The organism is Cytobacillus sp. ABV4_503 (assembly GCF_056158445.1).
This window is the reverse complement of record NZ_JBSWTH010000001.1, coordinates 111,501-136,343: the sequence shown is the minus strand read 5'-3', so window position 1 is coordinate 136,343 and position 24,843 is coordinate 111,501. Positions and strand designations below refer to the sequence as shown.

The window sequence follows — 24,843 nt, the reverse complement described above, 5'->3', positions numbered from 1 at the left end:
CCCCCGGGTTCCTTCTATGAAAGCCACACCCTCATTACGGACAGCAGCTGGTCCAGTTTTAACGGCTTGCTGATATAATCTGTTGCACCAGCTTCCATGCACTTTTCCCTATCGCCTTTCATTGCCTTGGCAGTAAGGGCAATGATTGGAACATCCTGATGCCTGTCCAGCCCGCGAAGCCTCTTCATGGTTTCATAACCATCCATAACCGGCATCATAATATCCATCAGCACAATATCAATCTTTTCTGTACCCATTATTAAATCCAGGCACTGCATCCCGTTTTCTGCTGTAAGGACATTCATGCCTTCTTTATTTAAAGCATTTTTCAGCGCATAAATATTTCTGTGATCATCATCTACGACTATGACTGTTTTATCTTTAAGCTCAGTACCTGTATGCTGATGCTCTGCTTCACTAATTCCTTCAGCAGCTGGGGGTTCTGCTGCCTCAGACACTTCCTCCAGAGGTTCAGCGGTTACAGCTGCTTCTTCTAAAGCAAGCGAACCTGCCTCTATATCAGGCATGCCGTTTGGCAGATTAGGAATGACCAGTGTAAAGCGGCTTCCTTTTCCTTCTTCACTCTCCACTTTGCAAATGCCGCCGAGCAGCTGGGCAAATTCCTTGGAGATGGACAATCCCAGGCCCGTTCCGCCATATCTTCTCATCGTGGCTCCATCAGCCTGCTGGAAGGCTTCAAAAATCAGCTGCTGCTTTTCCGCTGGAATGCCAATACCTGTATCCAGCACTGTTACTTTAAGCCAGTCATCTGTATAGGTGGATAGCGGCAAACCAAAGAAATCGCTCTGTGCGGCTTTTTCAAAAGTGACTGCTACTGAACCTTCTTCCGTAAATTTAAATGCATTTGACAGGAGATTTTTCACAATTTGCTGGAGCCGCTGCTCATCGGTATTGAATACAGGCGGCACTTCTTCTGAAGAGCTTACAGTAAACTCAAGGTTTTTATGCTTTGCCACTTGTGTAAAATGCTGCTTCATACGCTGCGACATTTCACCCATATTGACTTCCTCAAAGCTTATCTCCAGTTTTCCTACTTCTACTTTTGAAAGGTCCAGAATATCATTGATCAGGGTAAGCAAATCCTGTCCGGATGTATGAATAACCTTGGAAAACTCCTTCTGTTCCTCAGTGAGGATTTGATCCGGATCTTCTGCCAGCATCTCTGATAAAAGCAATATGCTGTTAAGCGGCGTGCGCAGCTCATGCGACATATTTGCCAGGAATTCTGACTTGTATTTTGAGCTTAAACTCAGCTGCTTTGCTTTTTCCTCCAGCTCTTCCTTGGCAGCCTGAAGTTCTTCGGATTTCATTTCCGCATCTCTGGAGCGCTCTTCAAGCTGTTCATTAATCATGCGCAGCTCTTCGGATTGACTCTGCATTTCTTCAGATTGGGCCTGCAGTTCCTCCGACTGGGACTGCAGCTCTTCAGCCTGTGCCTGAAGTTCCTCTGTCTGTGCCTGAGATTCTGCCAATAAGCGTTCGATCTCCATTCTTCCTGAAATATTGGTAATGGCTATTCCTAATGTATCAATTACTTTTTCCAGGAGCTTGATCTGTGCATCAGTGAATTGCCTCAAACTTGCCAATTCCACAACTGCAACGACCTCATCTTTGAGCATGACAGGTGCCATCATGATGCTTTTCGGCCTGACATCTCCCAAACCGGTTGATAGGACCTTGTAATCCTCCGGAACATCTTGAAGTAATATTGTTTTCTTATCCCTGACTGTTTGCCCTGCTATTCCTTCTCCGGCAAAGAAAAAGTCTCTTCCTGCATCTTCCGCTCCATCGGCATAAGCAGCTTGTTTTTTAAATACAGGTTTGCTTCCGCTGTCATCCTTCACATAAATTACTCCGAGATTGGCTCCGGCAGCAGGTGCCACCCTAGAAATAAAATCATCTGCCAAATTCCCTATGGCCACATGCTGGCTATAGATGCTTACTAATGCAGCAGACTGGCTTTGAATCCAGTTCTGCTCACTGATTTCAGCCGAATAGCGCTGTTCTTTTTCGTAATAATTCTCCAGTGAATCAGCCATAGAGTTGAAGGCTATCGCGATTTCACCGATCTCATCTTTTGTTTCGATATTCAGCCTTGAAATGGAAGAAAGGTCTTGATAATCAATATCCTTAATTCCCTTTGTAATTAAGCTGATGCTTCTGCCTGTACTTCTAATCACCCAAACCGTCACTCCGACGATTAAAATAATAGCTATTGCAACCGCAGCAACCAAAGTCGATACTAACTGATTATACGTTTCATTTGCACTTTCCAGGGAATCAGCCATGATGGATTCCTGATATTCTTTAAATTCAGCCAGCTTAACCAGAAGAGAGTTTCGGTTTTCCCTTTCTTCCCTGTACAGATCTTCCAGGGAATCCAGATCTCCGCCTCCCATTAATCCAATGAAGCTGTTTTGCATTTGGGCATATGATTCATATGCCTGTTCTACTTCCTTTAATAGCAGGCTCGATTTCTGTCTATTTAATTCATTTTCCAATTTCAAAATCCGGGTTTGTATCCCTTCATGGTTTGCCTCAATCAATTCAGCCGTCATGGCTGGATCTGCCGATTCTATGTCGGTGAGCACACTCAGCAGCTGCTGATCTGTCTGGTAAAAAAGCTGTCTGATCTCTGTAGCCTGGTTTACCTTATAATAGCGATCCTCCACAATTTCCAGCATGTTCGCCTTCATTCCATTCACCATAGACAGAATGACAAACATTAGAATAAACATAAAAAATACGGTTAGGCCCAAACCCATTATTTGCTTTCCCTTAAAACTCACCTGTTCTCTCCTTCTTTCCCCCAATTTTTCTTTATCTTTGTTTCCGATTTCAAGTTCATGTTCACGTTTATGAGTTTAAGATTTTAATAGACTAGCTTCTTTACCCTTATTCGTTATAAATCAAACCTGTTTTTTCTATTTTTTTCATAAAAAAAAGGAAGGAAAACTCCCCCCTAATTTTCAACGATATTCCTTAACTTTTCCCCCTGCTGAAGTCATCCATTCAAACTGGCGCAGCTTCAGGTCAAATAGTGTCAGGGGATCCTGGTAAATCTCAGGATTTTTGCGCATATCGCTTAAAGCTTCTTTATTATCTGCAATGTCGGTATAGGTCTCTTCAACCGTATGATTCAATACATCAAACGGATTTCTGAAAAACATTTTAATATCCCGTTCAAGCGATTTCTCGAAAAGCTCGAATTGCTGCATGAATTTATTGGTGATGGATTCTGCGATCTCACTATAGTCTTCATGTTCAATGAACTGTTTATATTTATTATGGAGCATGGCTTTATTCTGCTGGATCGCACCAAGCAGCTTGCCTGCACTCTTCAGCAGGAACTGCGATGGCGAAAAGCGGTTTAGAATGTTCGCCTTTTCCAGCTGAACACTTCCCCGTGTCATTCGATCCGCGTCGCGGCGCCAGTCATCCAGAACCCTAAAGTCACAGCCAAGCGAGATTTTCTCCTCGCCATATAGCTCATTGAAGCTTTCGCTCATTTCATCCAGATATGCCTGGCTGCTTCTGAACTCTCCTTCACTTTCAGCAATCCACTCCTGAATGGAAACATGGAAATCCGGCAAAACCGTCTCTTCAATATATTCATGTACCCGATTATTCATTTCGTCATTGAGTTCTGTGTGGATTTTTCCAAAATCACTGTCCTCTGTCACCATTTCAGAACAATTCCGAAGCAGTTCCGGAATCTTTTTCTCAAGATCCTGTCTCATTTTATCTTTAATTTGGCTGTAGGACTTTTTAATTGTCCGGACCTTTTCTTCTTCCATATCACTCAGCTGATTGTTGGCACCCTTAAGTTTTGTTACCATTTCTTCGTTCCATTTAATAGTATCAATCAAGCTGTTTTCCATCTCTACGCGTTTTTCAAGAAGGAATTTGATCGATTTTTTAACATAGTAAAGAACCTTTGCTGTACGCTCTTCTTTCCGGTCCCCTCGATCCACCATCGACTTGATAAAGACTGCTAAATCTTTCAGCTGGCTTTCGCTTTCATAATACGCGGAGAAAGCAAACACCTTTGCTTTTGGAAAGTAGGTATGCACACGGGACTGAGTTTCATCAAGAAGATCCATGGCATCCTGGCTGTCTGGAATCCGGTCCATTTTACTGAGAAGGAAATGAATAGGCAATTCCGGAGCCTGCTCTCTCATTCTCACAGCAAGATCCAGCTCTTTATCTGTCAGAGGCGAATCCGCATTCAGGACAAACAGCATGCTGTCTGCGAAATGCAGATATTGGAACACACCATTTCTGAACTTGCTTTGCCCCGCAAGACCAGGCGTATCAATGACAGCAAGTCTATTATTCTGTAAAAAGCCGAATGGCATTTTGCATCGTATAAGCGTCTGCTGGCTTTTTTCTGCGCTTTGCCTAAAGTCCTCCAGATCAGAAATACTCCGCACTTCCTCGTCCGTAACGGCATGAATTTCCGCTTCATCACTATCCTTGAACAGCACTGAAGCAGAAGTGGAATCTCCCATCAGCTCTTCACCGAGAAGAGTGTTGACAAACGAGGATTTCCCATTTGAAGCCGCACCGGCAATCAGCAAATGCCCGGCATCCAAATCAAGGAGCTCACGGACCATCCATTCAAAGCGTTCCCCCATTAGCACGCCCTTTTCCTTCGCCCATTTCATGACATTTTCAAATAGCTTGAAGCTTTCCTCCAAGCTATCCTGAAAGCGAACAGAGCGATTCACAAGGCCCTCTGCCTCGCTGACAGCTGATGAATCAATGTTGGACGGGAAAATTTCGCTCCACGCCAGCACTGCCGAAGCCGAAACAAGGGAATGCGAAGGTGCAGCTATTTTCACCCAGTTAGTTATATGATTCGGTATCAGGTGTGATAAGTCCCGGATTAGATGCTTACCGCTGATTAATTCAAAATAAGTATCCTTGTAAAGCTCGGAAAGCAGGCTCCATGTATGTGAGCGCCCTGGCTCCATATTCAGGAGAAGATGGTTAAATTCTTTCAGCCATGAGAAATACAGATCTGATTTCTTGTAGCTATTCCATAGAGCCGCTGATAAACTTTCAAAATGAGCCTCGTCCACACGGTATAATACCGCAAGCGCCTCACTGAAATAGTTCGGCTCCGTTTTAACTGTCCGCCCCTGCTCCACATACGAGTGAAGAACTTCAAACCAGGATATGGATTCCGTCCTGATTGCTTCATTGACAGCCAGCTCCACTGCATTTCCCCAATCGCTGTGTTCTTCAAAGAATCCGCGTGCCAGATCGGTCACATCCGGATAATCCGGATTTAATCGAACCGCATCTTTAATGGCTTCTACAGCAAGTTCAAGCTTGCCTCGCTGTATGTAAAGTGAAAACAGCTGAAGGAGCACTTCGGTTTTCAACACCTCTGAATCTGTTTCAATCGATTTGTAAAAGTCCTCCGCATTTGAAAGCAAATCCAATTCAAAATAGGCATCAGCCATATTTTTCTGTGCCCATGGCCCCAATTCATTCGGGATGCTCTCCCATTTAAAAATGGCCGCTTCATAATCCTTGTTAAGGAAATACACCTCACCCTGGGCGAAACGGATATTGGTTAAATCGGGCACTTCGTTCTGCTGCTCAGCCACATACAGTTCACCCAAAACCCTGATCGGATGCACATTTTCATTAGATCCCATGAAGGTCTCGTAAAAGGTTTTGCTGATTAGCTGCTTCTCTAAAGTCATCTTGATCCCCCGCAGTGCTATTATTAAAAGTGTGCCTAGAGGCACCGGCTTTTAAAAGAGTTTATTGAACAGCCTGCTGATTTCCTAATATCATAGGGCTTTATCAGCATGCTTTTATAAAAAACGCATAATGCGCCAATTTTCATCCTTTATCCTTATATTGTAGCAAAAATTTTTCTGCAAAAAATTTCATTTCTCTATCATTTTTGAAACATTGCTGTATTCCTGTGTAATATTCTTAATGATTGGAACCATCTTTACTTTATTAATACCACCCCAAATCAAAATAAAAACTGGCAGACAGAAATATATATTCCTGTCTGCCAGTTTTCATTCTTCATTAAGAGGCTTGCTGCGGGCGGGCGGCTGAGCGCCGTCTGCCATAAAGGACTGTAACAGCCATGCCAAGAATCAGGAACACACTTGATATTTGGAACAGTGCTGCCGTTTCCACAAACTGTGCAAGCACCCCAAACACAAGGCCGCTTAGTCCAATGCCAAGGTCGATGGATGAGAAGAACATTCCATTTGCCACACCCCGGCGGTTGGGTGGTGTCATCGACAGCGTCCATGACTGCAGAGTAGGAATCAACGATCCAAAGCCAATCCCGAACAAAATTCCGCTTATGATAATAAACAAATTCGAATGAGCGAAAGAAAGTACCCACATGCCAATAAAGGTCAAGAACGTGCAAAGCAGTACAAGTCCCTTTGGCCCACGCTGGTCAAACCACTTTCCGGCAATTGGCCTCGAAAGCGATGCCATGATCGCATTGAACAGGTAGAAAAGGAAAATCTGATCAATGCCGCGCTCTTCTCCAAAAATTACGATGAACGTTACGATGGAACCATACCCAAATGTCACAATAATCGTAATAAAGGCAGGAAACCAGCTGGATTTTTCGATTAATGAGCCTAAGTAAGAAAATTTCAGATCCTCTTTCCTTGTTTCCAGAACAGCTGCAGGCGTTTCGTAGCGAACAATGGATAGGAGGCCGATGGCAATTACACCAAGTACACTCGAGATATAAATAAGGTTGGTAAAAGAAGTAATCTGATATAGATAGATTCCAAGACTCGGAGCGATGATCATCCCGATCGTAACGCTGAGGCCATAGTAACCCATTCCCTCTCCAAGACGGGAATTAGGCACTACATCTACAGCAGCCGTCCCATTCACAGTTGTTGACCATCCCCAAGCGAGCCCGTGGATGAATCGGAACAGCAGAAAAATCATCACCACGCTTGACAGCGGATATATAACCGTTATGGCCAGAAGCGCCGCTGCCCCAATCAGCACCAGCTGCTTCCTTGCTCTATATTCAAGCATGAATCCGATGAAAGGTCTGCTCAAAACGGCTCCAATCGAAAACAGTGCCGTAACAAGCCCAATTTCAAGACCAGTTGCTCCTATGGACTTTATATATGGAGGCAGTGTCGGAATCAGCATCTGAAACGACATAAAGACAAATAAATTTCCGACCATCAGCATAATGAAAGACTTTGTCCACAAAGTCTCTTTAACAGCCTTTATCAACTGCATCCCCCGCTTTCTTTTTATCTCCAGAATAAATCAGTTAATTATTTCGCATCACTAAATACTACCATAACTGATTGAAAAAAGGAACGGGAATTTAGCATCACATCAAGGTGCAGAACTTTATTGAAACAATGAAAACCTTCTATATGCAGTACATAAAAAAGGGAGCCAGATTAAGCTCCCCCGTCACCCCTGCAGACTGCTTGTTTCCAGTACCCGCTGCAAAAAATGCAGTGTTCTTTCGATAATGATGTCCTGATCGTTATCCAGTGTTGCCACATGATAGCTGTTGTCCAGGGTGACCAATTCCTTTGCAGCTGATTTAATGCTGCTGTATATTTCCTGCGAATTGGAAGGCGGAACTACATGATCTTCTTTTGAGACAAAAATCAGCGCAGGACAAGTCACTTTTCCTAAATCGGCTTTGACCTTCTTCATCAATTCTGTTATTTCACCAAGCGATTTAACCGGTGTCCTTTCATAGGCAAGCTCTTTTATATCAGGGTTTTTAATGTCTGAACCAATTGCATCAAGGAAGCGGACATCCAGGCTGGCTGCTTCAGCCATATCAGAAATCTCAATAGCTGCATTAATCGGGATAATCCCCTTAATCTCCGGATATTTCTCGGCCATATACAATGTCAGGGTACCGCCCATCGACAGACCTGTAACAAATATCGTACTGCAGCGCTCTTTCAGCCACTGATAGCCTTCTTCAACAGAATGAATCCAATCCTGATAGGTCGTTGTTTCCATTTCTTCATAATGAGTGCCGTGTCCCCGCAGCCTTGGGCCGCAGACCGTATACCCTGCATTTGCATAAGCTTCCCCTAGCGGACGCATGCTTTGTGTTGAGCCCGTAAAGCCATGCGATACCAAAATCCCAATCTCATTTCCTTCATAATAAAAAGGTTCTGCGCCTTCTAAAATAGGATACTTCTCAGGCATGTTCCTTCCTCCATTCAATAGGTTATTTCCTATTAAGAGATATTCTTTTACTATTCCTCTATCCCTCCTTATTTGAAAGCATTTAACATTTTTGTAAAACTTCGCATCCAGTCTTCAGAAAAACTTTTTTTCCAGCATCGACTTGTTTATAATAGATAGAATGAATATAGAAATTAGCAGCATTGCCCTATAAACAAAAAAGCAGGCATTAGGAGCGCAGCTAAGGGAAGTTTCGCTTTATTTTCCTTCCCGATATTATTAAAATAAGTACTAACTACATAAACAGAAAGGCTGATACCGGTTTGGAAAACAATTCAAATTTTATACGAACGATTATTAAAGAGGATCTGGAATCAGGAAAGCGCAAAGAGGTCATTACTCGTTTCCCGCCTGAGCCGAACGGTTATCTTCATATCGGACATGCCAAATCGATAGTCATCAACTTCGGCCTGGCAGATGATTTTAATGGCAAGACAAACCTCCGTTTTGATGATACGAATCCGCTAAAGGAAGATCAGGAATTTGTGGATGCCATTAAAGAGGATGTTAAATGGCTTGGCTACGAATGGGAGGAGCTTCATTTTGCATCGAATTACTTCGAGGAAATGTACAACCGTGCAGTTCTTTTAATCAAGAAAGGAAAAGCATATGTGGATGACTTAAGCCAGGAAGAGATCCGTCAATACCGCGGAACGCTGACAGAGCCTGGGAAAGAAAGCCCATACCGAAGCCGTTCAGCTGAAGAGAATCTTGATTTATTTGAACGCATGCGTAAAGGTGAATTTGAAAACGGAGCAAAGGTTCTCAGAGCAAAGATCGACATGTCATCACCGAACCTGAACTTGCGCGATCCGGTTATCTATCGTGTTTCACATGCAACTCACCACAATACGGGGGATACGTGGTGCATCTATCCGATGTATGCATTTGCCCACCCGCTTGAGGATGCAATCGAAGGAGTTACCCATTCCTTATGTACAACCGAGTTTGAAGATCAGCGCCCGCTATATAACTGGGTTGTCGCAGAGTGTGAAATGGAAAGCACGCCGCAGCAAATTGAGTTTGGCCGCCTGAATATTTCTAATACAGTTATGAGCAAAAGAAAATTGAAGCAGCTTGTGGAAGAAAATTATGTAGATGGCTGGGATGACCCGCGCATGCCGACGATTTCCGGTCTAAGACGCAAGGGCTATACTCCGGAAGCAATCCGAGAGTTCGTAAAAGAAACGGGTGTTTCAAAAGGGTCCGGTGTAGTGGATGAGGCCATGCTTGAGCATTATGTCCGCGAAGACCTGAAATTGAAAGCCCCTCGCACAATGGGTGTGCTTCGCCCATTAAAGGTTGTGATCACAAACTACCCGGAAGATCAAACTGAAATGCTTGATGCGGAAATCAATCCGGAAAATCCTGAGATGGGCATGCGCCAAATTCCTTTCTCGAGGGAGATTTATGTTGAGCAGGACGATTTCATGGAAGATCCGCCGAAAAAATATTTCCGCCTCTTCCCTGGCAATGAAGTACGCTTAAAGCATGCATACTTCATCAAGTGCAACGATGTCATCAAGGATGAGGATGGCAATGTTGTTGAGCTGCAGTGCACATATGACCCTGAAACGAAGAGCGGAACAGGTTTTACCGGCCGAAAAGTAAAGGGTACGCTTCACTGGGTGGATGCAAAGAGTGCCATTCCGGCTGAATTCCGTTTATACGAGCCATTGATTCTTGACGAAGATGCCGATCAGAATGCTGAGGCAGACACAGATGATGCTGCTGAAAACGATGCGGAAGGGAAAACGTTCCTTGACTATGTGAACCCGAACTCACTTGAAATTGTTCATGGTTTCATTGAACCTAACATGAAGGATGTAAAAGCCCAGGATAAATTCCAATTCTTCCGTCATGGCTATTTCAATGTCGACCCGAAACACACATCAGCAGAAAAACCTGTTTTTAACAGGATTGTATCGCTGAAGAGTTCATTTAAGTTAAAATAATTTCTAAGCTTGAGGAAGGTTTCCTCAAGCTTTTTTTGTAAACACTGCTCTTATACACAGCTACCTTCCGGCTTGAAAATGTGGTAAGGTTTAAAAGGTAAGCATTTACATAAGGAGGAATAGCAAAATGGCAAATCAGCATGATCCAAATACATTACCGCCAAAAACATGTTCCGTAGACCGAATGGTCACAGTTAAAGAGGATGTTGAGAAGGTTCTTGCAGGAAAAAAAACAGCCACACGCCGTAATGGCAGATACGCTGATATCGGGGAAATCATGACACTTGAAGGCCAGGACTTTGTTGTAGATAAAGTTTATTCCCAATCCCTTGGTGAGTTAACAGACGATCATGCCCGCCAGGAAGGTTTCGAAAGCTTGGAAGACTACAAACAATCCATTCTTTCCATGCATCCGGGAATGCCGTGGCTTCCGCAGATGCGTGTATGGGTTCATGAATTCAGCGCAGTGAAGAAGTAATCTGCCGGGATGGACATAATGTACCGCATACTGCTGTACCTCCATGTCAGCAGTGCCATACTTTCTGTTGGGCCATTTTTTGTTCTGATTCCAATCGTCAATAAATTGGAATCGGCCGAGCCCGGGGTTCAGCAGGCATACATAAGCATCTTCAGGACATCCGTGCGCCTTGTCAAACATGCAGGACATGTACTTGTAGGCTCGGGTGTCCTTCTTATCGTGTACAGCCACTGGGCTTGGACGACATCCTGGATCGTTGCGACACTGGCTGTAATGGGAGGTTCCGTCTTTTTTCTCGCCCGGGCCTTCTCTCCCGTTCTGAAGAAATTTGATCAGCCTGGAGCAGATCAGCAGTTTCTTGTCAGGAAGCTTACCCGCTCCGTCTGGATATATCTTTTTCTATTAATGCTCATGCTCTGGTTCATGGTGGCCAAGCCTGTGCTTTGGTAAGGATAAAAAACAAGCGCTCAGGATGTGCGCTTGTTTTTTTATGCATGGATAAATCCATATTTTCACGGTTTTATGCAGCTTTTTTGACCTTTGCTGAAGATGTGGTAACTATCATGTGCTTTGATGCCGCTTCTTTTGCCTTTTGCTGAAGATGCGGTGTCTATAAAATAGCATTATACGAACTCTGTGCCGATAATCAGAATTTCCACATGCAACTAACTTATTATTTCAAAAACCTTTCCGGAAAGTCTGTCATAATCACTTCGACTCCGGCATTATTTAACAATCCGCTGCGGGTTTCATCATTTACGGTATATACCCGCAAAGGAAAACCCGCTTCTTTTGCTTCTCTGCCAAACTCTGATAAAGCAAATCCCTCTTCACAATGAATGCTGTTTGCCCCGATGCTTTTTGCGATTTCGAGTATGTTTTCAGGGATGCCTTCAATCAAATAGCCTGTCTGCAAAGTGGCATGCAAGTTCCGGACTCTCTTCAGACTCTCTGCATTGAAAGATGATATTATGACACGCTTTTCCAATCCATATTTAAGGATAAGGTCAATTACCTTTTCTTCCATCCCGGGATATTCAATCAAATCATTTTTCAATTCAATATTAATCAGCAGTTCGTTGCCCTCCATCACTGCCCATTTTAAAAATTTCTCCAGATCGGGGATTGTTTCTCCGGCGTTCACATCCGCAAACCAGACATCAAGCTGAAGGATTTCTTCAAAGATCATGTCCTTAATATAACCGGTTCCGCCCGTCGTTCTGTCCACCTTTTCGTCATGAATGATCACAAGCGTACCATCCTTCGCCATCTGCACATCCAATTCAATGCCATCTGCTCCTGCCTCCAAAGCAGCCTGGAATGCGGCCATCGTATTTTCCGGAAAATGTCCACTGGCGCCGCGGTGTGCAAAGACTTTTGCTCTTTTATTCAAATTATCTCCTCCTATATCAACAACATTTATATATATTCTATTCTACGGCCTGCCCCAAAACCATTTTTTCATCCTCAGAATAGCCGCTCAAGTTTCACTTCGCATCCAATTCCCTTATAATGAAAACTATGAAACTTCTTTCTTCTCAGAACGTATTACAAGATATTCATACATAAAAACGAATTAGGAGTGAAATCTGTGGGAGTTCGATTGAGCAAGGGACAAAAAGTAGATTTGACCAAAACTAATCCTGGTTTGCAGGTTGTGGTGGCAGGATTGGGCTGGGATGTCAGCCATAATCAATCGCAATATGACCTGGACGCTTCAGCATTTTTAACAGGTGGATCCGGCAAAGTGCAAAGTGATAGTGACTTTGTGTTTTATAATAATCCATCCGGCGGAAACGGATCGATCCTTTACAGCAGTGATAACAGAACTGGTGCCGGTGCAGGGGATGATGAGCAAATCCGCATCGAGTTAAATAAGGTGCCGCAGCATATCCATCGAATTGCTTTTACTATTACCATTCATGATGCCCAGATGAAAGGTCAGAACTTTGGACAAGTTTCCAATGCCTATGTGAGAATTTTTAATGCCATGACAAACGAAGAGCTTATCCGCTTCGACCTTGGGCGCGATTTTACTGTTGAAACAGCCATCGTCGCTGCGGAGCTTTACCGTCACAATGGCGAGTGGAAATTCAATGCCATTGCAAGCGGATTCCAGGGCGGATTAGCTGCTCTTTGCCGCAATTTCGGCGTTTCCGTAGATGATGAGCCCGCTTCAAGTCCGCAGGCGTCATTCAGCCAGAGTCAATATCAGCAGCAAGCCCATTTTGGACAGCCAGCTCAAGGATTCAGTCCACAGCAAAACCAGCAGCCATATAGCCAGCAGGCACAATCAGGCTACAGCCCGTCGTCCTTTGGCCAGCCTGCCTACAATCAGGCTTCTTATAACACTCCACCTTCGCAGCCATCTTCATTTGGAGGGCAGACAGGTATTGGGCAGCCGGTTCAGGCTCAATCCTATACTGATGGAAATATTGCCTGCACCCGCTGTGGATCCACTAACATCCGCACCGGCCAAAAAGGATTTGGCCTTGGAAAAGCGGCGATTGGAGGACTCATCCTTGGGCCTGTAGGACTTCTTGGCGGCTTTATTGGAAAAAATCAGCTGAAGCTCACCTGTAATTCCTGCGGCAATTCATGGTCGCCTAATCAGACAGATTACGCACAGTGGGCAAATGATCAAAAGCGGCGTGCCCAGGAGCTGTTTACACGATTCAAGAGCCAGGATGTCATGGACGCCGTTGTAGCTTCATGTGCTCTTGTCGGCATGGCAGATGGCAGGCTTGATCCATCTGAACGCCAAAAGATGGTCGAGTTTGTAAACAGCAGCCAGGAATTAAAAGTATTTGATACGCAAAAAGTGATACAGCAATTCAATATGTTCGTCCAGCGGATTGAGATGGATCCGATCATCGGCCGGGCCGAAGCCTTCAAAGCAGTTGGCCGGGTAAGAAATAAGCCTGAGATTGCCCGCCTTGTAGCCCGTTATTGCATCGCGATCGGTTATGCTGATGGGAACTTTGATCAAAATGAAAAACAGGCTGTTACAGAGATCTGCATGGAACTCGGATTAAACCCTCATGAATTCCTATCTTAATATGTGAAATTCCTCAGCTCTGTCAAAATGCGGCAGAGCTTTTTTTTGTATTTATTCCCTTCTCCTCCTGAATATGCCGCATACATAGTTCACCTGCGGGTATACTCAAAAAGATAAAGGCCCTGTTATTTCTAAAATTACTAAGGAGGTAATATCCTTGAAGGAAAGTTCGTCTACGGAACGATATATGCCCATGACTTCCTCCACGAGCGGAATGATTGTTAATGAAGCGGATGGAGTCTACTGCCTTACAGTACAGATTGTGAATGTTTGTTTTGTTCGAACATCAGAGAAGCCTGGCGACTGGGTTCTGGTTGACGCAGGCATGCCAAAATCTGCAGAGAAAATCATGGATGCGGCGGAAGAACTCTTTGGAGAGAATGCCAAACCGAAAGCCATTATTCTTACACATGGCCACTTTGATCATGTTGGTGCAATTATCGATTTGGTTGAGCGCTGGCAGGTTCCTGTATACGCTCATACACTGGAAATGCCATTCTTAACGGGACAGCAGAATTATCCAAAGCCTGATGCGAGTGTTGAAGGCGGACTTGTCGCAAAGATGTCCCCCACTTTTCCGCATGAAGGCATTGATCTCGGAACCCATGTTCAGCCATTACCTGATGACGGAAATGTTCCCTTAATGGAAGGATGGAAGTGGATTCACACACCAGGTCATACTCCCGGCCATGTCTCCCTATTCAGAGAGTCGGATCGCGTGCTGATTGCAGGAGATGCTTTTGTAACAGTGAAGCAGGAGTCCTTATACAGTGTGCTCACCCAGGAACAGGAAATCAGCGGCCCGCCCCGCTACCTGACAACTGATTGGGATGCTGCCCGGACTTCTGTACAGAAACTTGAAGCCCTTCAGCCAGATGTAGCCATCACTGGCCATGGCATTCCAATGGCTGCCGCTGTATTAAAGGAAAGCCTCGCCAGGCTCGTAAATGAATTTGATGAAATTGCCGTCCCTGACCATGGAAAATATGTAGACGGAGAACGTTAGAAAAAAAGCAAGGTTCACCAAATCGTGTGAATCTTGCTTTTTTGATGTTTAAAACAATCCAAAAAAGGAAGAGTATAAAAACGAATTCTAATAGTTCAGGAGGTTCATATATGCATCTTGAAAATTTTACAGGACAAAAAATCCAAATAAAATTCAAGAACTTTCCAAATGATCTCGTCGGGTCCATCACAGGCATTTATCAGCCCGATGAATGGTATCTTGTTAAACTGATCAAGACAGAAAGCATGGGAATCTGGGTTGAGAATCCTTGCTTCAAACGTACTATGGTCAAAGAGGAAGACGGTACCGACATCCCGGAAGAGCAGCAAAAGGAAGAGGATTGCGTCACCCATTTTTTAATCCGATGGGATTATATCAGTTCTGTCATTACCTTCCCGGATAAACAGACACTCGGCGTTGATAAGAAAGCAAAATTAATAGGTTTTCAGCCCTCTTAATAGATAGTTTAGCCCCCGGTTCCAGCGTCCGGGGGCTCTTTTGTTTTCGTATCGATCAGCATAAACTAACTTGTTTATCGTATCATTGCTATTCTATGCTATTTTTCATTTCATCAGAAAAGTTCACATTTATTGTTTTATAGACTATGATATATTTACCGACTTTTCAAAAAAATAAAAACCGGAGGAACACATATGTCAAAAAGAACCTGTATTGTCACACATGATCTGGAACCCTCACAGATTGATAAAATTAAAGAAGTCATCCCCGATTGGGAGCTCATTTCCGGAAAAGATCCAGCAAACTGGTACAATGAGATGAAAGAAGCCGAAGTGATCGCCGGCTGGAAAAAGGATTTAAAAGAGATGGTCCTTGAGGGAAGCAGCAGCCTCCGCTGGTTCCAGTCCTGGAGTGCCGGGGTTGATTCCCTGCCCCTGGCAGAAATGGAATCACAGGGCATCCAGATTACCAGCGCAAATGGCGTACATGCAAACCCCATTTCAGAAACGATTTTCGCCTTAATGCTTGGGCTCACACGCAAAATCCATACATATGTAAAAAATCAGCAAGCCAAGGTATGGCATCATTCTGGAATGAAGCTTGAAATTCATAATAAAACCATCGGCTTGATAGGCACAGGCGCTATCGGGAAGGAAACCGCCAGGATTGCCAAAGCATTCGGCATGAAGGTGATTGGAGTTCGGCACTTCGGAAAACCCGAAGAGTATATAGATGAAATGTACACTTCCGGCCAGCTGAATGAGGTGCTTCCTCTTTGTGACTATGTTGTCGTCACACTTCCGCTTACACAGGAAACACGGCAGTTATTCGGAGCCGAACAGTTTTCCCGCATGAAGAATTCTGCTTTCTTCATCAATATCGGCCGGGGTGAAATTGTAAAAGAAACAGATTTGATTGCCGCACTGCAGAACGGGCAGATTGCCGGTGCAGGCCTGGATGTATTTGAAAAGGAGCCGCTTTCTGAAGACAGCCCGTTATGGGAACATGATAATGTCATCATTACTCCGCATACAGCCGGCTCCACGGAATACTATACCAAGCGTGTAATTGAAGATATATTCATACCTAATTTAAAGGAGTACATTAACAGCGGTACTCCCGGCATTAATCAAGTAGATTATATAAAGGGATATTAATAAAGAGGGCCTTGCAGCATTCGCAAGGCTCATTTTTTATACGCTACGATATAAAACCCTTCTTCTTCCGACCACTCTGCACAGAAAATATCTTTGATATTTTGCCAGCCTTCCGTTTTAATAGATTCCCTTAGCCAATTTCCATCTTTCCCCAGTAATTTCAGTCCGCCTTCTACTACTTCTCCTTCATCAATCAATAAAGTTGAAGGTTTCTTTTCTTTTACCTCAAGTTTCATCATTTCAGGAGTGACAGGCTCTTGTTTTTGGTATTTCATTACACTTAAGCCCCCATTGGTCTCAAGGTAAGCATATTTAACTTCATTCATACTGAATATTCCTTTTTGGCGCAGCATGGTTCTCAGCTGTTCCATTTCAAGATGGTTCTTCTCCATCTCCTTTACATTCAGCTTGCCATCCTTGACAAGGATCGACTCCCTTCCCTTTAAAATCGCCCTGAATATATTTTTCTTTTTTGCCAGAATTTCAATAATGTAAATAAATGCTCCCCATAATAAAGCCGAATAGATCACTTGCAGCGCTGTTACTTTGTCATCATAAATGGTTTCCTCAATAATCCCTCCAAGTACAACTGCATAGACAAAATCAAAAGGGGTGACCTGTGAAAGCTCCTTCTTTCCAAGAATACGGGTTACAGCTAACAGCGTTACCAGTCCAACAGCCATTTTTACTGTTATTGATAAATACATCAATGCTCCTCCTCTCTCTATAGCCTCTCTATTCCCCTTAGCGGTCTTTAAATACACCTTTTCCACTATTCCACTTTTTGCAAAAAAAATGATCTCTATGTCAAGAGATCACTTTACATATACTGGCTTTTCTCTTTTCTCCGCTTCCTGAATACTAAATCCTCCAATGCCCCAGAGCCTGAAAGGACACCTCCCACAATAAGAACCAGCCCGAGCATATGGTTTACAGAAATTACTTCACCAAGTATGAACGCTGAGCCTGCCAATGAGAAAAAGGTATTCAGGTTCAAAAAGATACTTGCTTCTGCTGGCCCGATATTACGGATGGCTGTGTTATAAACCATATGGCCGATAGCTGTTGCCAATACGGCAGATGCGGCAAACGCAGCCCAAACATAGGCTGGGGCTTCGATTATACCCTTAAGTCCGCCAGGTTCCATTATGCTGCCCATTACAAACAGGATCACTCCTCCAAAAACCAGCATATAGCCTGTCAGCAATCGCGGATCTAGCGTTTTCGAAGCCTTGCTGATTATAATGAAGCTAAGAGCCTGTGAAAGAATGGAAAGGAACACAAAGAAATCTCCCGGAGTTAAGCTCGATATCCCTTTATTCCCTGAAAGGACAATAAAAGTCACGCCTGAACCGCCAAGCAGAAAACCAAGCACCTGAATGCCTGTAGGCTTATGACGCAGCAAAATAGAAGACAGGATGGCTGTCAAGAGCGGACCGGCACCTAATATAAGTCCTCCATTCACCGCGCTTGTTCCCGTTAGGCCTATGGCCAGAAAAAGATGGTGGCTGACAACACTTAAAAGGCCGCCAAATACTATGTACGAGAGTTCCCTCAAGCTCGGCTTTCTCACTTTTCCCATTATGCTTAATATCAAAAATACAGTTATACCTGCAGTTAGTATTCGCAAAGAAGTAATCGATACCGGAGGAAAATAACTGACAAGTATTTTTATAATGCTCACATTCAATCCCCATGAAGCCATGATGAAAGTGAGGAGAATGTATGTTTTTATATTATTCACATCGATCCTTCTTTCCAGAAAATCCAAGTTCATAATTTGTATCATTTTATCATATTTCAAATGGTAATATGTCTTTTTAAAGCTTTAAAATATGTAAGTGGCGGGCATGAACCTTCTGAACCTTTTCCTGCTGGCCTATAGGCAAACCAGGGTTTTTCGGCGGATGAATAACCGTGAAAAAAAGCAAAGAAACTGTATAATAGCAAGAGCAGCCTCCCATCAAAGGAACGGCTGCTCTTCTGCTTATTTTACATCTAACTCGTGAACCATCTCAGGTGCTGCTTTCATTTTATGCTGCTTTTTCGGCTTTTGGCCCATGTTATCAAAACGCGCCTTATCATAAACGGCAGCTCCCACAATTTCCGCTGTATCCTGAAGCTTTTCTTTGCTGATTTTATCAATCGTGTCTTCTGGAGAATGGTACCATGGTTCAGTTGGGCTGTGAATGAATAAAGCGGCTGCAATGCCTGCTTCCGCAAAAGGCACATGGTCACTTCTGCCTCCCTGATATACTGGGGTCGGCTCACCGTTCAGCCTTTCACTGGATGCTTGAGAAAGTTCCGTTACAAGATTTTCTTCTCCATCCAAAGTCATCATTACTAAATCGCCTGCATCCTTGCTTCCCACCATATCAAGATTAAAGTTTGCAATGGTTCTGCTGATCTCGTCGTCGGAAAGACTGTCAACATAATGGTAAGACCCAATCAATCCCAGCTCTTCTGCTCCGAATGTTGCAAAGCGAATCTCTGTATCGGTCGGAATATCCTTAAATACGCGTGCCAGCTCTAATGTCATCGCTGTTCCGGAAGCATCATCATTCGCTCCGGGAGCCCCTGCTACAGAATCATGGTGTGCGCCAACCACAATTATGTCGTCGTTTGCTTTCTTTTTTTTAGTTGGTTTCTTTGTGGCAATCACGTTGTGGGAAACTTTTTCTCCTGCATCCGCACCTTCAATGGATAGGGAAGCTGTTAAAGTTTCACCGCTCTCCATCAATGCAAGAATTGCCTCACCTTCTGCTTTTGACAGGGCTAACGCCGGAACATATTCTTCATTATGAGCTCCAAGCGTGCCGCTTAATGGACCCTCTGCATTATTAAAAATAATTACTCCGGCAGCCCCTTTTTCTGCTGCATTTAAAACTTTCTCGCCAAAAGAAATGGAACCGCGCTGGATAAGAGCAATTTTGCCTGTGAGATCAACGCCTTCCAGTTCTTCCGGTGTGCCTAGCCCAGCAAATGCGAGCTCCCCGCTTACATCCCCATTGACTGAATAGGTAAAGGATCTTGGCTGCAGGTCTCCTTCATAGCCATCAATGGTCACTTCCATACTGCTCGGAGGAGTATATCCATAAAACGTGAATGGCTGAATCTCTGTTTCATAGCCATAGGATTCGAATTGGCTTTTAATATACTGAACCGCATTATACTCCGATTCCGTACCGGCTACACGCGGGGTTTGTGAAAGATAATCAATATTATTATAAATATTTTCTGCATTAATTTTATTGACTACCTTCTTGTCGAATACATTTAACGGCTGAGTCTGTTTAACGTCTGCTGGATGTGCAAAAACTGCCTGTGTCCCAATAGCTCCAAAGATAAGAGTCGAAGCCAATGCCACTTTTATAATTGGTTTTCTCATCTAGTACCTCCAATAGAATAATAGATTCCGCTCATTAAATTTTATAATGTTTCGAAATCTCTTATAAGGGTACAAGATACTAGAGTACACTAGGTACAACCATCTATATTTTGGTTAAATTGTTAATATTAGTAAATACCTAATAGGAAAAATAGACAAAAAAAAGAAGGCTACCCCCGGTTAGCCTTCTTTCCCTACTATTTCATTATATCATGGTCCACATAGCGCTCGCCGTTTAATTCGCTGATTACGTTAATGGCAACTTTTGCACCGTCTCCGGCTGTAATGATTGTATGGACGCTGACTCCTGCAATTGTTCCGGCTGCCCAAATGCCATCGACATTCGTCTTTCCGTCGGATTCAACATCCAGAACCGTTTTAATGCGCGGCTCAGTACCTGCTTTGATCTTCAAACCGGCTTTTTCTGCTAAATCGGTAGATACGCCAGCTGCTATAATCACTTGCTTTGCTGAATAGGTTTTTTCTCCCGCTGTTACACTAAAACTCTCATCAGCTTTTTCAATGTTTTCAACTGTTGCCTCTACAATCTCTGCCCCGAACTTAGCGGCTTGCTTTTTGCCAGTCTCGATTAAATCCGGTCCAGTAATTTCCATAACTCCATAATGATTTTCAACCCACGCCCGTTTAGTCATGCTTTTATCATTATCCACAACCACTACCTTCTTGCCGGCTTTTGCAGCAAATAGCGCAGCACTTGCACCAGCAGGGCCTGCACCCACAATTAAGATATCAAACATCCATACTTCCTCCTTTAACACATTATTTACTTATAGTTTATCCAAACTGATAATAATTGTAAAATAATGTGATTTAAGGAAAATTGTCCAATTTAGTCCTCATCTTTGATATCCCGATCCTCCGGTATCGGCTCATTTAGAATTTCTTCCACCAGCTCCCTGTATTTTTCCACCTGCTTCAAATGAGCATTAAACTGTTCCTTGTATATTAAGTACTGTTCTCCGTCATATATGGCACGTATTTTCTTTTGCTGAATCAAGCTTTCTACATATGATTCAGGGTAAGATAAATATTCTGCGGTTTCTTTAATAGTAAGATACATGCTTGTTCTTCCCTTTCTAATTCCTTATAATATGGTTTTACTAATTTCTAGGCACTAGAAGACTCTACTAAAATCATATAGAATAGAAACTGTAAATAATTTGTATATGCAACTTATATTCTTTTATTATACAGCGAAAAAATACTTATTTGACTGAATTCCAGCTCTTTTTTCAGCCAGATAGAGAACAGGAGAAATATAAGCTAATGAATAAAAAAAAGGTATTGGGCTTATATGTAATGATCAGCCTTATTTGGGTATTCGGAACGAACTACCTTTTGCATATGCTTGAGCCCTCTTCTCTTGTCAGTTTCTTTTTTAGAGCAAAAGAGTTTCTGTACATTATCGTTACAGGCTGGCTGCTCTATTATTTTATTGGCAAAAGAGATGAGCTCAGTGCCTCGAGGGAAGATGAAAAGCGCCTTTCCACTTTAATCAATTCCATGGTTGACTTTGTCAATTTTAAAGACGGACAGGGCCGGTGGATTGAGTCTAATGAATTTGGACTTAAGCTGTTCAATCTTGAAAATGTCGATTATAAAGGCAAGAAGGACTCTGAACTGGCCGAGTACACTGATTTTTATGCAGACGCCCTTCGCTACTGTGAAACTTCAGATGAAGAAACCTGGATAAATGGTAAAATTACCCGCATCGAAGAAGTCATTCCTTTGCCTGACGGAACAGAAAAAACGTTTGATACGATTAAAGTCCCGCTCTTTCATGCCGATGGAAGCCGAAAAGGACTGGTCATTATCGGCCGGGATATTACAGAAAGAAAGCATGTGGAGAAGCTTCTTGCCGAAAGCCAGCAGCAATATAAATCTTTGTTTGAATATAATACTGAAATTGTCTTTATGACTGACCTTCATGGCACCATCACGAAAGTAAATCCCCAATTCAAAGCGGTGACAGGCTATAGTCCTGATGAGACATTGGGTAAAAGCATAAATGAAATCATACCAGCTCCTTATAAAATGAAGGCCATTGAAGACTTTACAGGCATCCTTGAAGATAAACAGCCGAAAACCTGTGAATTTGAATTCAATCATAAAAATGGCAGCCAGCTCACTATTCAATGCACTGCGCTTCCGCTCATTGTAAACGGTCAAATTGCCGGAATCATCGGCTATGGAAAAGATGTGACAAAGCTTCGTCAGGCTGAAGAAAGATTGCGCCGCACTGAAAAGCTTTCTGTGGTTGGCGAGCTGTCTGCCAGTGTTGCGCACGAAATCAGAAATCCGCTGACTTCTTTAAAAGGCTTCGTGCAGCTCATGCAGCTGGAAGATGAAAAGCACCAATTCTATTATCAGATCATGCAGGAGGAGCTGGACCGGATCAACCATATTGTCGGAGAAGCTGCTGCTCCTTGCCAAGCCTCAGGATATTTGTTTTACAAAAGCGGATGTTCAAAAAATCCTTTTTAATGTCATTTCGCTTTTGAAAACAGAAGCCAGCATGCACAATGTCCAGATAGAGTTTTTATTAAAATCGGATGTGTATATGATTGAATGTGAACCAAATCAGCTGAAGCAGCTTTTTATTAACATCATAAAAAATGCCATTGAAGCATCAAGAGATGGAGGTAAAGTAACGGTTACACTGCAGGAGGAAGACCAGCAGCTGATTATCCTGGTTAAGGATAATGGCTGCGGCATGTCGGAAGAACGCCTTAACAGGATCGGTGAACCTTTCTATTCTTCCAAAGAAAAAGGCACCGGCCTCGGACTTACAGTCAGCTTCAAAATCGTCCAATCCCATAGCGGTTCCATTTATTTCAATAGTGAAAAAGGGAAAGGAACAGAAGCTGTCATTAAGCTGCCAGTAAAAAAACAAACATCAGCCCCTGAGGCAGGATTAATAGTTTAAACAGCAAAGAGCGATTTCAATCAAACGTTTGATTGAAATCGCTCTTTTTTTAATCCTGCTAATTCCCCTTAATCTCCAGCAGCTTCTGCCTCAAATCATTTTCCATATTGGCCAGGTCGTGTTCTGCCTGTCGGCGTTTATGGCGGCCCTCCTCCTGTATTCTCAGGGTTTCTTCAAGAGTGGAAATCAGGTTCTCCTGTGTTTTCTTTAACGTTTCAATGTCAACAAGGCCCCGTTCATTCTCACGTGCCGTTTCAATTGTATTCATTTTCAGCATTTCTGCATTTTTCAAAAGAAGATCATTAGTTGTTTTTGAGACCTTCTTCTGGGCTTCGACGGCATGGCGCTGGCGAAGCAATGTCAAGGCGATGGCCACCTGGTTCTTCCAAAGCGGGATGGCCGTCATGATGGAAGACTGGATTTTTTCAACCAATGCCTGATTGGTATTCTGAATAAGACGAATCTGCGGTGCGCTTTGAATCGTTATTTCACGGCTCAGCTTCAAGTCATAAAGGCGTTTATCCAGGCGGTCGGCAAACTGCATCATATCGTTCACTTCCTGGAACCTCATCTGGTCATTCGACTCTTCTGCCTTCTTCTTCATCTGGGGAATCGTCTTTTCATGAAGCTCTTCAAGCTTCAGTTCACCTGCTGCAATATATACATTTAAAGCATGAAAATACTCTTTATTATTTTCGTAAAGCTTATCTAACATGACAATGTCGGAAAGAAGTGCATTCTTGCTCCTTTCCAGTTTGACGCTGATGCGGTCGATTTGAGCACCCGTTTTCTGGTATTTGGATAGGACTTCCTGAACAGAACCGGATATCTTTCCAAACATACGAGCAAAAAAGGATGATTTCTCCGGCTTCAGCTCATCCGGATTCACATCATTGAATTTCTTCATCAGATCATTGATGATCGTTCCCACTTCACCAACGTCCTTTTTCTGAACATGCTCGAGCATTGTATGAGAAAACGATAACAGCTTTGATTGAGCCGGTGTTCCGTATGAGATCATTGCCTGGTGATTGGCAGGATCGATTTGCTTTGCAAGCTGATAGGCTTTTTCCCGGTTTTCTTCCGGAATCACATCGATCAGCCTTGTCCGCTTTTCCGATTGCAAGGACGAGGAAGCTTCCTCCTGCTTTTCCCCAAAAGGATCTGCCATTAGATCATCCAATAGATTGGTGTTTTTTAACAGGGACGGTTTTTCTTCGGTCATTTTAATCTCCTGCTTTCATCATGAATTCTTGAATCCTTTATCTTCTCAATCGAATTCCTGGCAACATCAATTTCAAGATGAAGCTGATCAATATCTTCAGCTATAACCCTGTGAAGATCTTCCTCCACATGATGGGTAAGTGTATCAAGTGTACGTCTGGTCTCCTGGAGGGACTGATCCAGTTCACGCGATTTTCTCGGCTGGGAAGACAGAAAGACATACTTTTCCGCCAACTCCACCGCGGAATCCAAATGGGAAAAATAAAACTGCTCGGCCTGATAAAAACGTTTCGGCTCACTTCTGGTCAGTCTGTAAATTCTTCTCGTTACCCTCATGAATTCCATGCGCTGCTTCAGCGTAGGGAAATGCCGAATTGAGAACATCGCTTTGTGCAAGCGGGTTATCTTGCGGCGCGCCTCATCAAGATTTCGCTTTATATATTGGTATTCCCTTTTCGTCAATCCATGCTTTTTCAAAAAGCGGCGGCGCTGAATCAATCCCCCGGCCCAATAAGTAAGAAACCCGGCTCCAGCTCCATATATCCCTGACAAAATGAAAGTTTGCCCGAATGCAAAGTAACTTGCCAGCCAAACACTGACAGACAAAGGAACAGCCGTCAGCAAACGAAAAGCAAATGCTAAAAAGGAATTCATATTTATCGACTCCTACTCATAGTCCTACTTATTTATACGTTTTTTATAAACCTAAAGTTTCATCCACATTCATTTTCAGCAAAAAATCCGTATATCCTTAATTCTATTAAAACACTTTTAAAAAACTTCTCAAGTTATACGATACTAAATATCACGATTGCCCGCCATAGACCACAAAAGTAATCCTTGCTAAGACCTGAGACGTATATTTATATGCAAAAAAAGCACCTGCGGAAGTTTTCCGCAGATGCT

General features: G+C 43.3%; 21 protein-coding genes. 9 read left to right on the top strand and 12 right to left on the bottom strand.

Annotated elements, in window-relative coordinates:
- Positions 1-14: 14 nt before the first annotated feature.
- From ACXAD1_RS00610 to ACXAD1_RS00595, 4 genes are all read right to left on the bottom strand, one after another.
- Positions 15-2,810, bottom strand: a complete 2,796-nt coding sequence (locus ACXAD1_RS00610) for a response regulator (RefSeq protein ID WP_206845345.1) — start codon at positions 2,808-2,810, stop codon at positions 15-17.
- A 180-nt stretch (positions 2,811-2,990) separates the two neighbouring features.
- Positions 2,991-5,738 (bottom strand): dynamin family protein, encoded by a 2,748-nt coding sequence (locus tag ACXAD1_RS00605; RefSeq protein ID WP_206845346.1) that lies wholly within the window; start codon positions 5,736-5,738, stop codon positions 2,991-2,993.
- 340 nt (positions 5,739-6,078) lie between these two features.
- Positions 6,079-7,281: an MFS transporter gene (locus ACXAD1_RS00600; protein WP_474909173.1), complete on the bottom strand. Its 1,203-nt coding sequence runs from the start codon at positions 7,279-7,281 to the stop codon at positions 6,079-6,081.
- A gap of 183 nt (positions 7,282-7,464) precedes the next feature.
- The gene (locus ACXAD1_RS00595) at positions 7,465-8,226 is read right to left on the bottom strand and encodes an alpha/beta hydrolase (RefSeq protein ID WP_206845348.1); all 762 of its coding nucleotides are present in this window, start codon (positions 8,224-8,226) and stop codon (positions 7,465-7,467) included.
- Positions 8,227-8,528: 302 nt separating this feature from the next.
- On the opposite strand from ACXAD1_RS00595, the gene ACXAD1_RS00590 reads away from it, so the two are divergent.
- From ACXAD1_RS00590 to ACXAD1_RS00580, 3 genes are all read left to right on the top strand, one after another.
- A complete protein-coding gene (locus ACXAD1_RS00590; RefSeq protein WP_206845349.1) occupies positions 8,529-10,220 on the top strand; it encodes a glutamine--tRNA ligase/YqeY domain fusion protein in 1,692 nt (563 codons plus the stop codon).
- Between the two features lie 127 nt (positions 10,221-10,347).
- Positions 10,348-10,698 (top strand): ASCH domain-containing protein, encoded by a 351-nt coding sequence (locus tag ACXAD1_RS00585; protein WP_206845352.1) that lies wholly within the window; start codon positions 10,348-10,350, stop codon positions 10,696-10,698.
- Positions 10,699-10,707: 9 nt separating this feature from the next.
- On the top strand, positions 10,708-11,148 hold the full coding sequence (locus tag ACXAD1_RS00580) for a hypothetical protein (RefSeq protein ID WP_474909172.1): 441 nt from the start codon (positions 10,708-10,710) through the stop codon (positions 11,146-11,148).
- 223 nt (positions 11,149-11,371) lie between these two features.
- Here the strand turns inward: ACXAD1_RS00580 and ACXAD1_RS00575 are convergent, their stop codons facing one another.
- Positions 11,372-12,091, bottom strand: coding sequence for a glycerophosphodiester phosphodiesterase (locus ACXAD1_RS00575; RefSeq protein WP_206845359.1), 720 nt, complete (start codon positions 12,089-12,091; stop codon positions 11,372-11,374).
- Between the two features lie 198 nt (positions 12,092-12,289).
- Between ACXAD1_RS00575 and ACXAD1_RS00570 the strand changes: the two genes are divergently transcribed.
- From ACXAD1_RS00570 to ACXAD1_RS00555, 4 genes are all read left to right on the top strand, one after another.
- A complete protein-coding gene (locus ACXAD1_RS00570) occupies positions 12,290-13,756 on the top strand; it encodes a TerD family protein (protein WP_206845362.1) in 1,467 nt (488 codons plus the stop codon).
- Between the two features lie 187 nt (positions 13,757-13,943).
- Positions 13,944-14,762, top strand: a complete 819-nt coding sequence (locus tag ACXAD1_RS00565; RefSeq protein ID WP_474911266.1) for an MBL fold metallo-hydrolase — start codon at positions 13,944-13,946, stop codon at positions 14,760-14,762.
- A gap of 110 nt (positions 14,763-14,872) precedes the next feature.
- The gene (locus tag ACXAD1_RS00560) at positions 14,873-15,220 is read left to right on the top strand and encodes a hypothetical protein (RefSeq protein ID WP_009335932.1); all 348 of its coding nucleotides are present in this window, start codon (positions 14,873-14,875) and stop codon (positions 15,218-15,220) included.
- 195 nt (positions 15,221-15,415) lie between these two features.
- Complete coding sequence (locus ACXAD1_RS00555) at positions 15,416-16,378, top strand: D-2-hydroxyacid dehydrogenase (RefSeq protein WP_474909171.1); 963 nt, start codon at positions 15,416-15,418, stop codon at positions 16,376-16,378.
- Between the two features lie 29 nt (positions 16,379-16,407).
- On the opposite strand, the gene ACXAD1_RS00550 is transcribed toward ACXAD1_RS00555, so the two are convergent.
- The 5 genes from ACXAD1_RS00550 to ACXAD1_RS00530 all read right to left on the bottom strand — a co-directional run bounded on the left by ACXAD1_RS00550 (position 16,408) and on the right by ACXAD1_RS00530 (position 20,847).
- Positions 16,408-17,085 (bottom strand): DUF421 domain-containing protein, encoded by a 678-nt coding sequence (locus ACXAD1_RS00550; protein ID WP_206845372.1) that lies wholly within the window; start codon positions 17,083-17,085, stop codon positions 16,408-16,410.
- A gap of 113 nt (positions 17,086-17,198) precedes the next feature.
- Positions 17,199-18,167 carry a DMT family transporter gene (locus ACXAD1_RS00545; RefSeq protein ID WP_206845422.1) on the bottom strand — a complete coding sequence of 323 codons (969 nt, stop codon included), beginning with the start codon at positions 18,165-18,167 and terminating at the stop codon, positions 17,199-17,201.
- A 198-nt stretch (positions 18,168-18,365) separates the two neighbouring features.
- Positions 18,366-19,766: a M28 family peptidase gene (locus ACXAD1_RS00540; RefSeq protein ID WP_474909170.1), complete on the bottom strand. Its 1,401-nt coding sequence runs from the start codon at positions 19,764-19,766 to the stop codon at positions 18,366-18,368.
- Positions 19,767-19,963: 197 nt separating this feature from the next.
- The gene (locus tag ACXAD1_RS00535) at positions 19,964-20,524 is read right to left on the bottom strand and encodes an FAD-dependent oxidoreductase (protein ID WP_206845376.1); all 561 of its coding nucleotides are present in this window, start codon (positions 20,522-20,524) and stop codon (positions 19,964-19,966) included.
- Between the two features lie 92 nt (positions 20,525-20,616).
- A complete protein-coding gene (locus ACXAD1_RS00530) occupies positions 20,617-20,847 on the bottom strand; it encodes an excisionase family DNA-binding protein (RefSeq protein WP_035331742.1) in 231 nt (76 codons plus the stop codon).
- Positions 20,848-21,053: 206 nt separating this feature from the next.
- On the opposite strand from ACXAD1_RS00530, the gene ACXAD1_RS00525 reads away from it, so the two are divergent.
- Both ACXAD1_RS00525 and ACXAD1_RS00520 read left to right on the top strand, forming a co-directional pair.
- Positions 21,054-22,271 carry a PAS domain S-box protein gene (locus tag ACXAD1_RS00525; protein ID WP_474909169.1) on the top strand — a complete coding sequence of 406 codons (1,218 nt, stop codon included), beginning with the start codon at positions 21,054-21,056 and terminating at the stop codon, positions 22,269-22,271.
- Positions 22,192-22,713: an ATP-binding protein gene (locus ACXAD1_RS00520; RefSeq protein ID WP_474909168.1), complete on the top strand. Its 522-nt coding sequence runs from the start codon at positions 22,192-22,194 to the stop codon at positions 22,711-22,713. Before ACXAD1_RS00525 ends, ACXAD1_RS00520 begins: the two co-directional genes overlap by 80 nt.
- Positions 22,714-22,771: 58 nt before the next feature.
- Here ACXAD1_RS00520 and ACXAD1_RS00515 read toward each other — a convergent pair whose 3' ends face one another.
- Together ACXAD1_RS00515 and ACXAD1_RS00510 are read right to left on the bottom strand one after the other, a co-directional pair.
- Positions 22,772-23,938: a toxic anion resistance protein gene (locus tag ACXAD1_RS00515; RefSeq protein ID WP_206845381.1), complete on the bottom strand. Its 1,167-nt coding sequence runs from the start codon at positions 23,936-23,938 to the stop codon at positions 22,772-22,774.
- Positions 23,935-24,591 (bottom strand): 5-bromo-4-chloroindolyl phosphate hydrolysis family protein, encoded by a 657-nt coding sequence (locus ACXAD1_RS00510; protein WP_206845382.1) that lies wholly within the window; start codon positions 24,589-24,591, stop codon positions 23,935-23,937. The genes ACXAD1_RS00515 and ACXAD1_RS00510 overlap by 4 nt, the downstream gene beginning before the upstream one ends.
- Positions 24,592-24,843 lie beyond the last annotated feature (252 nt).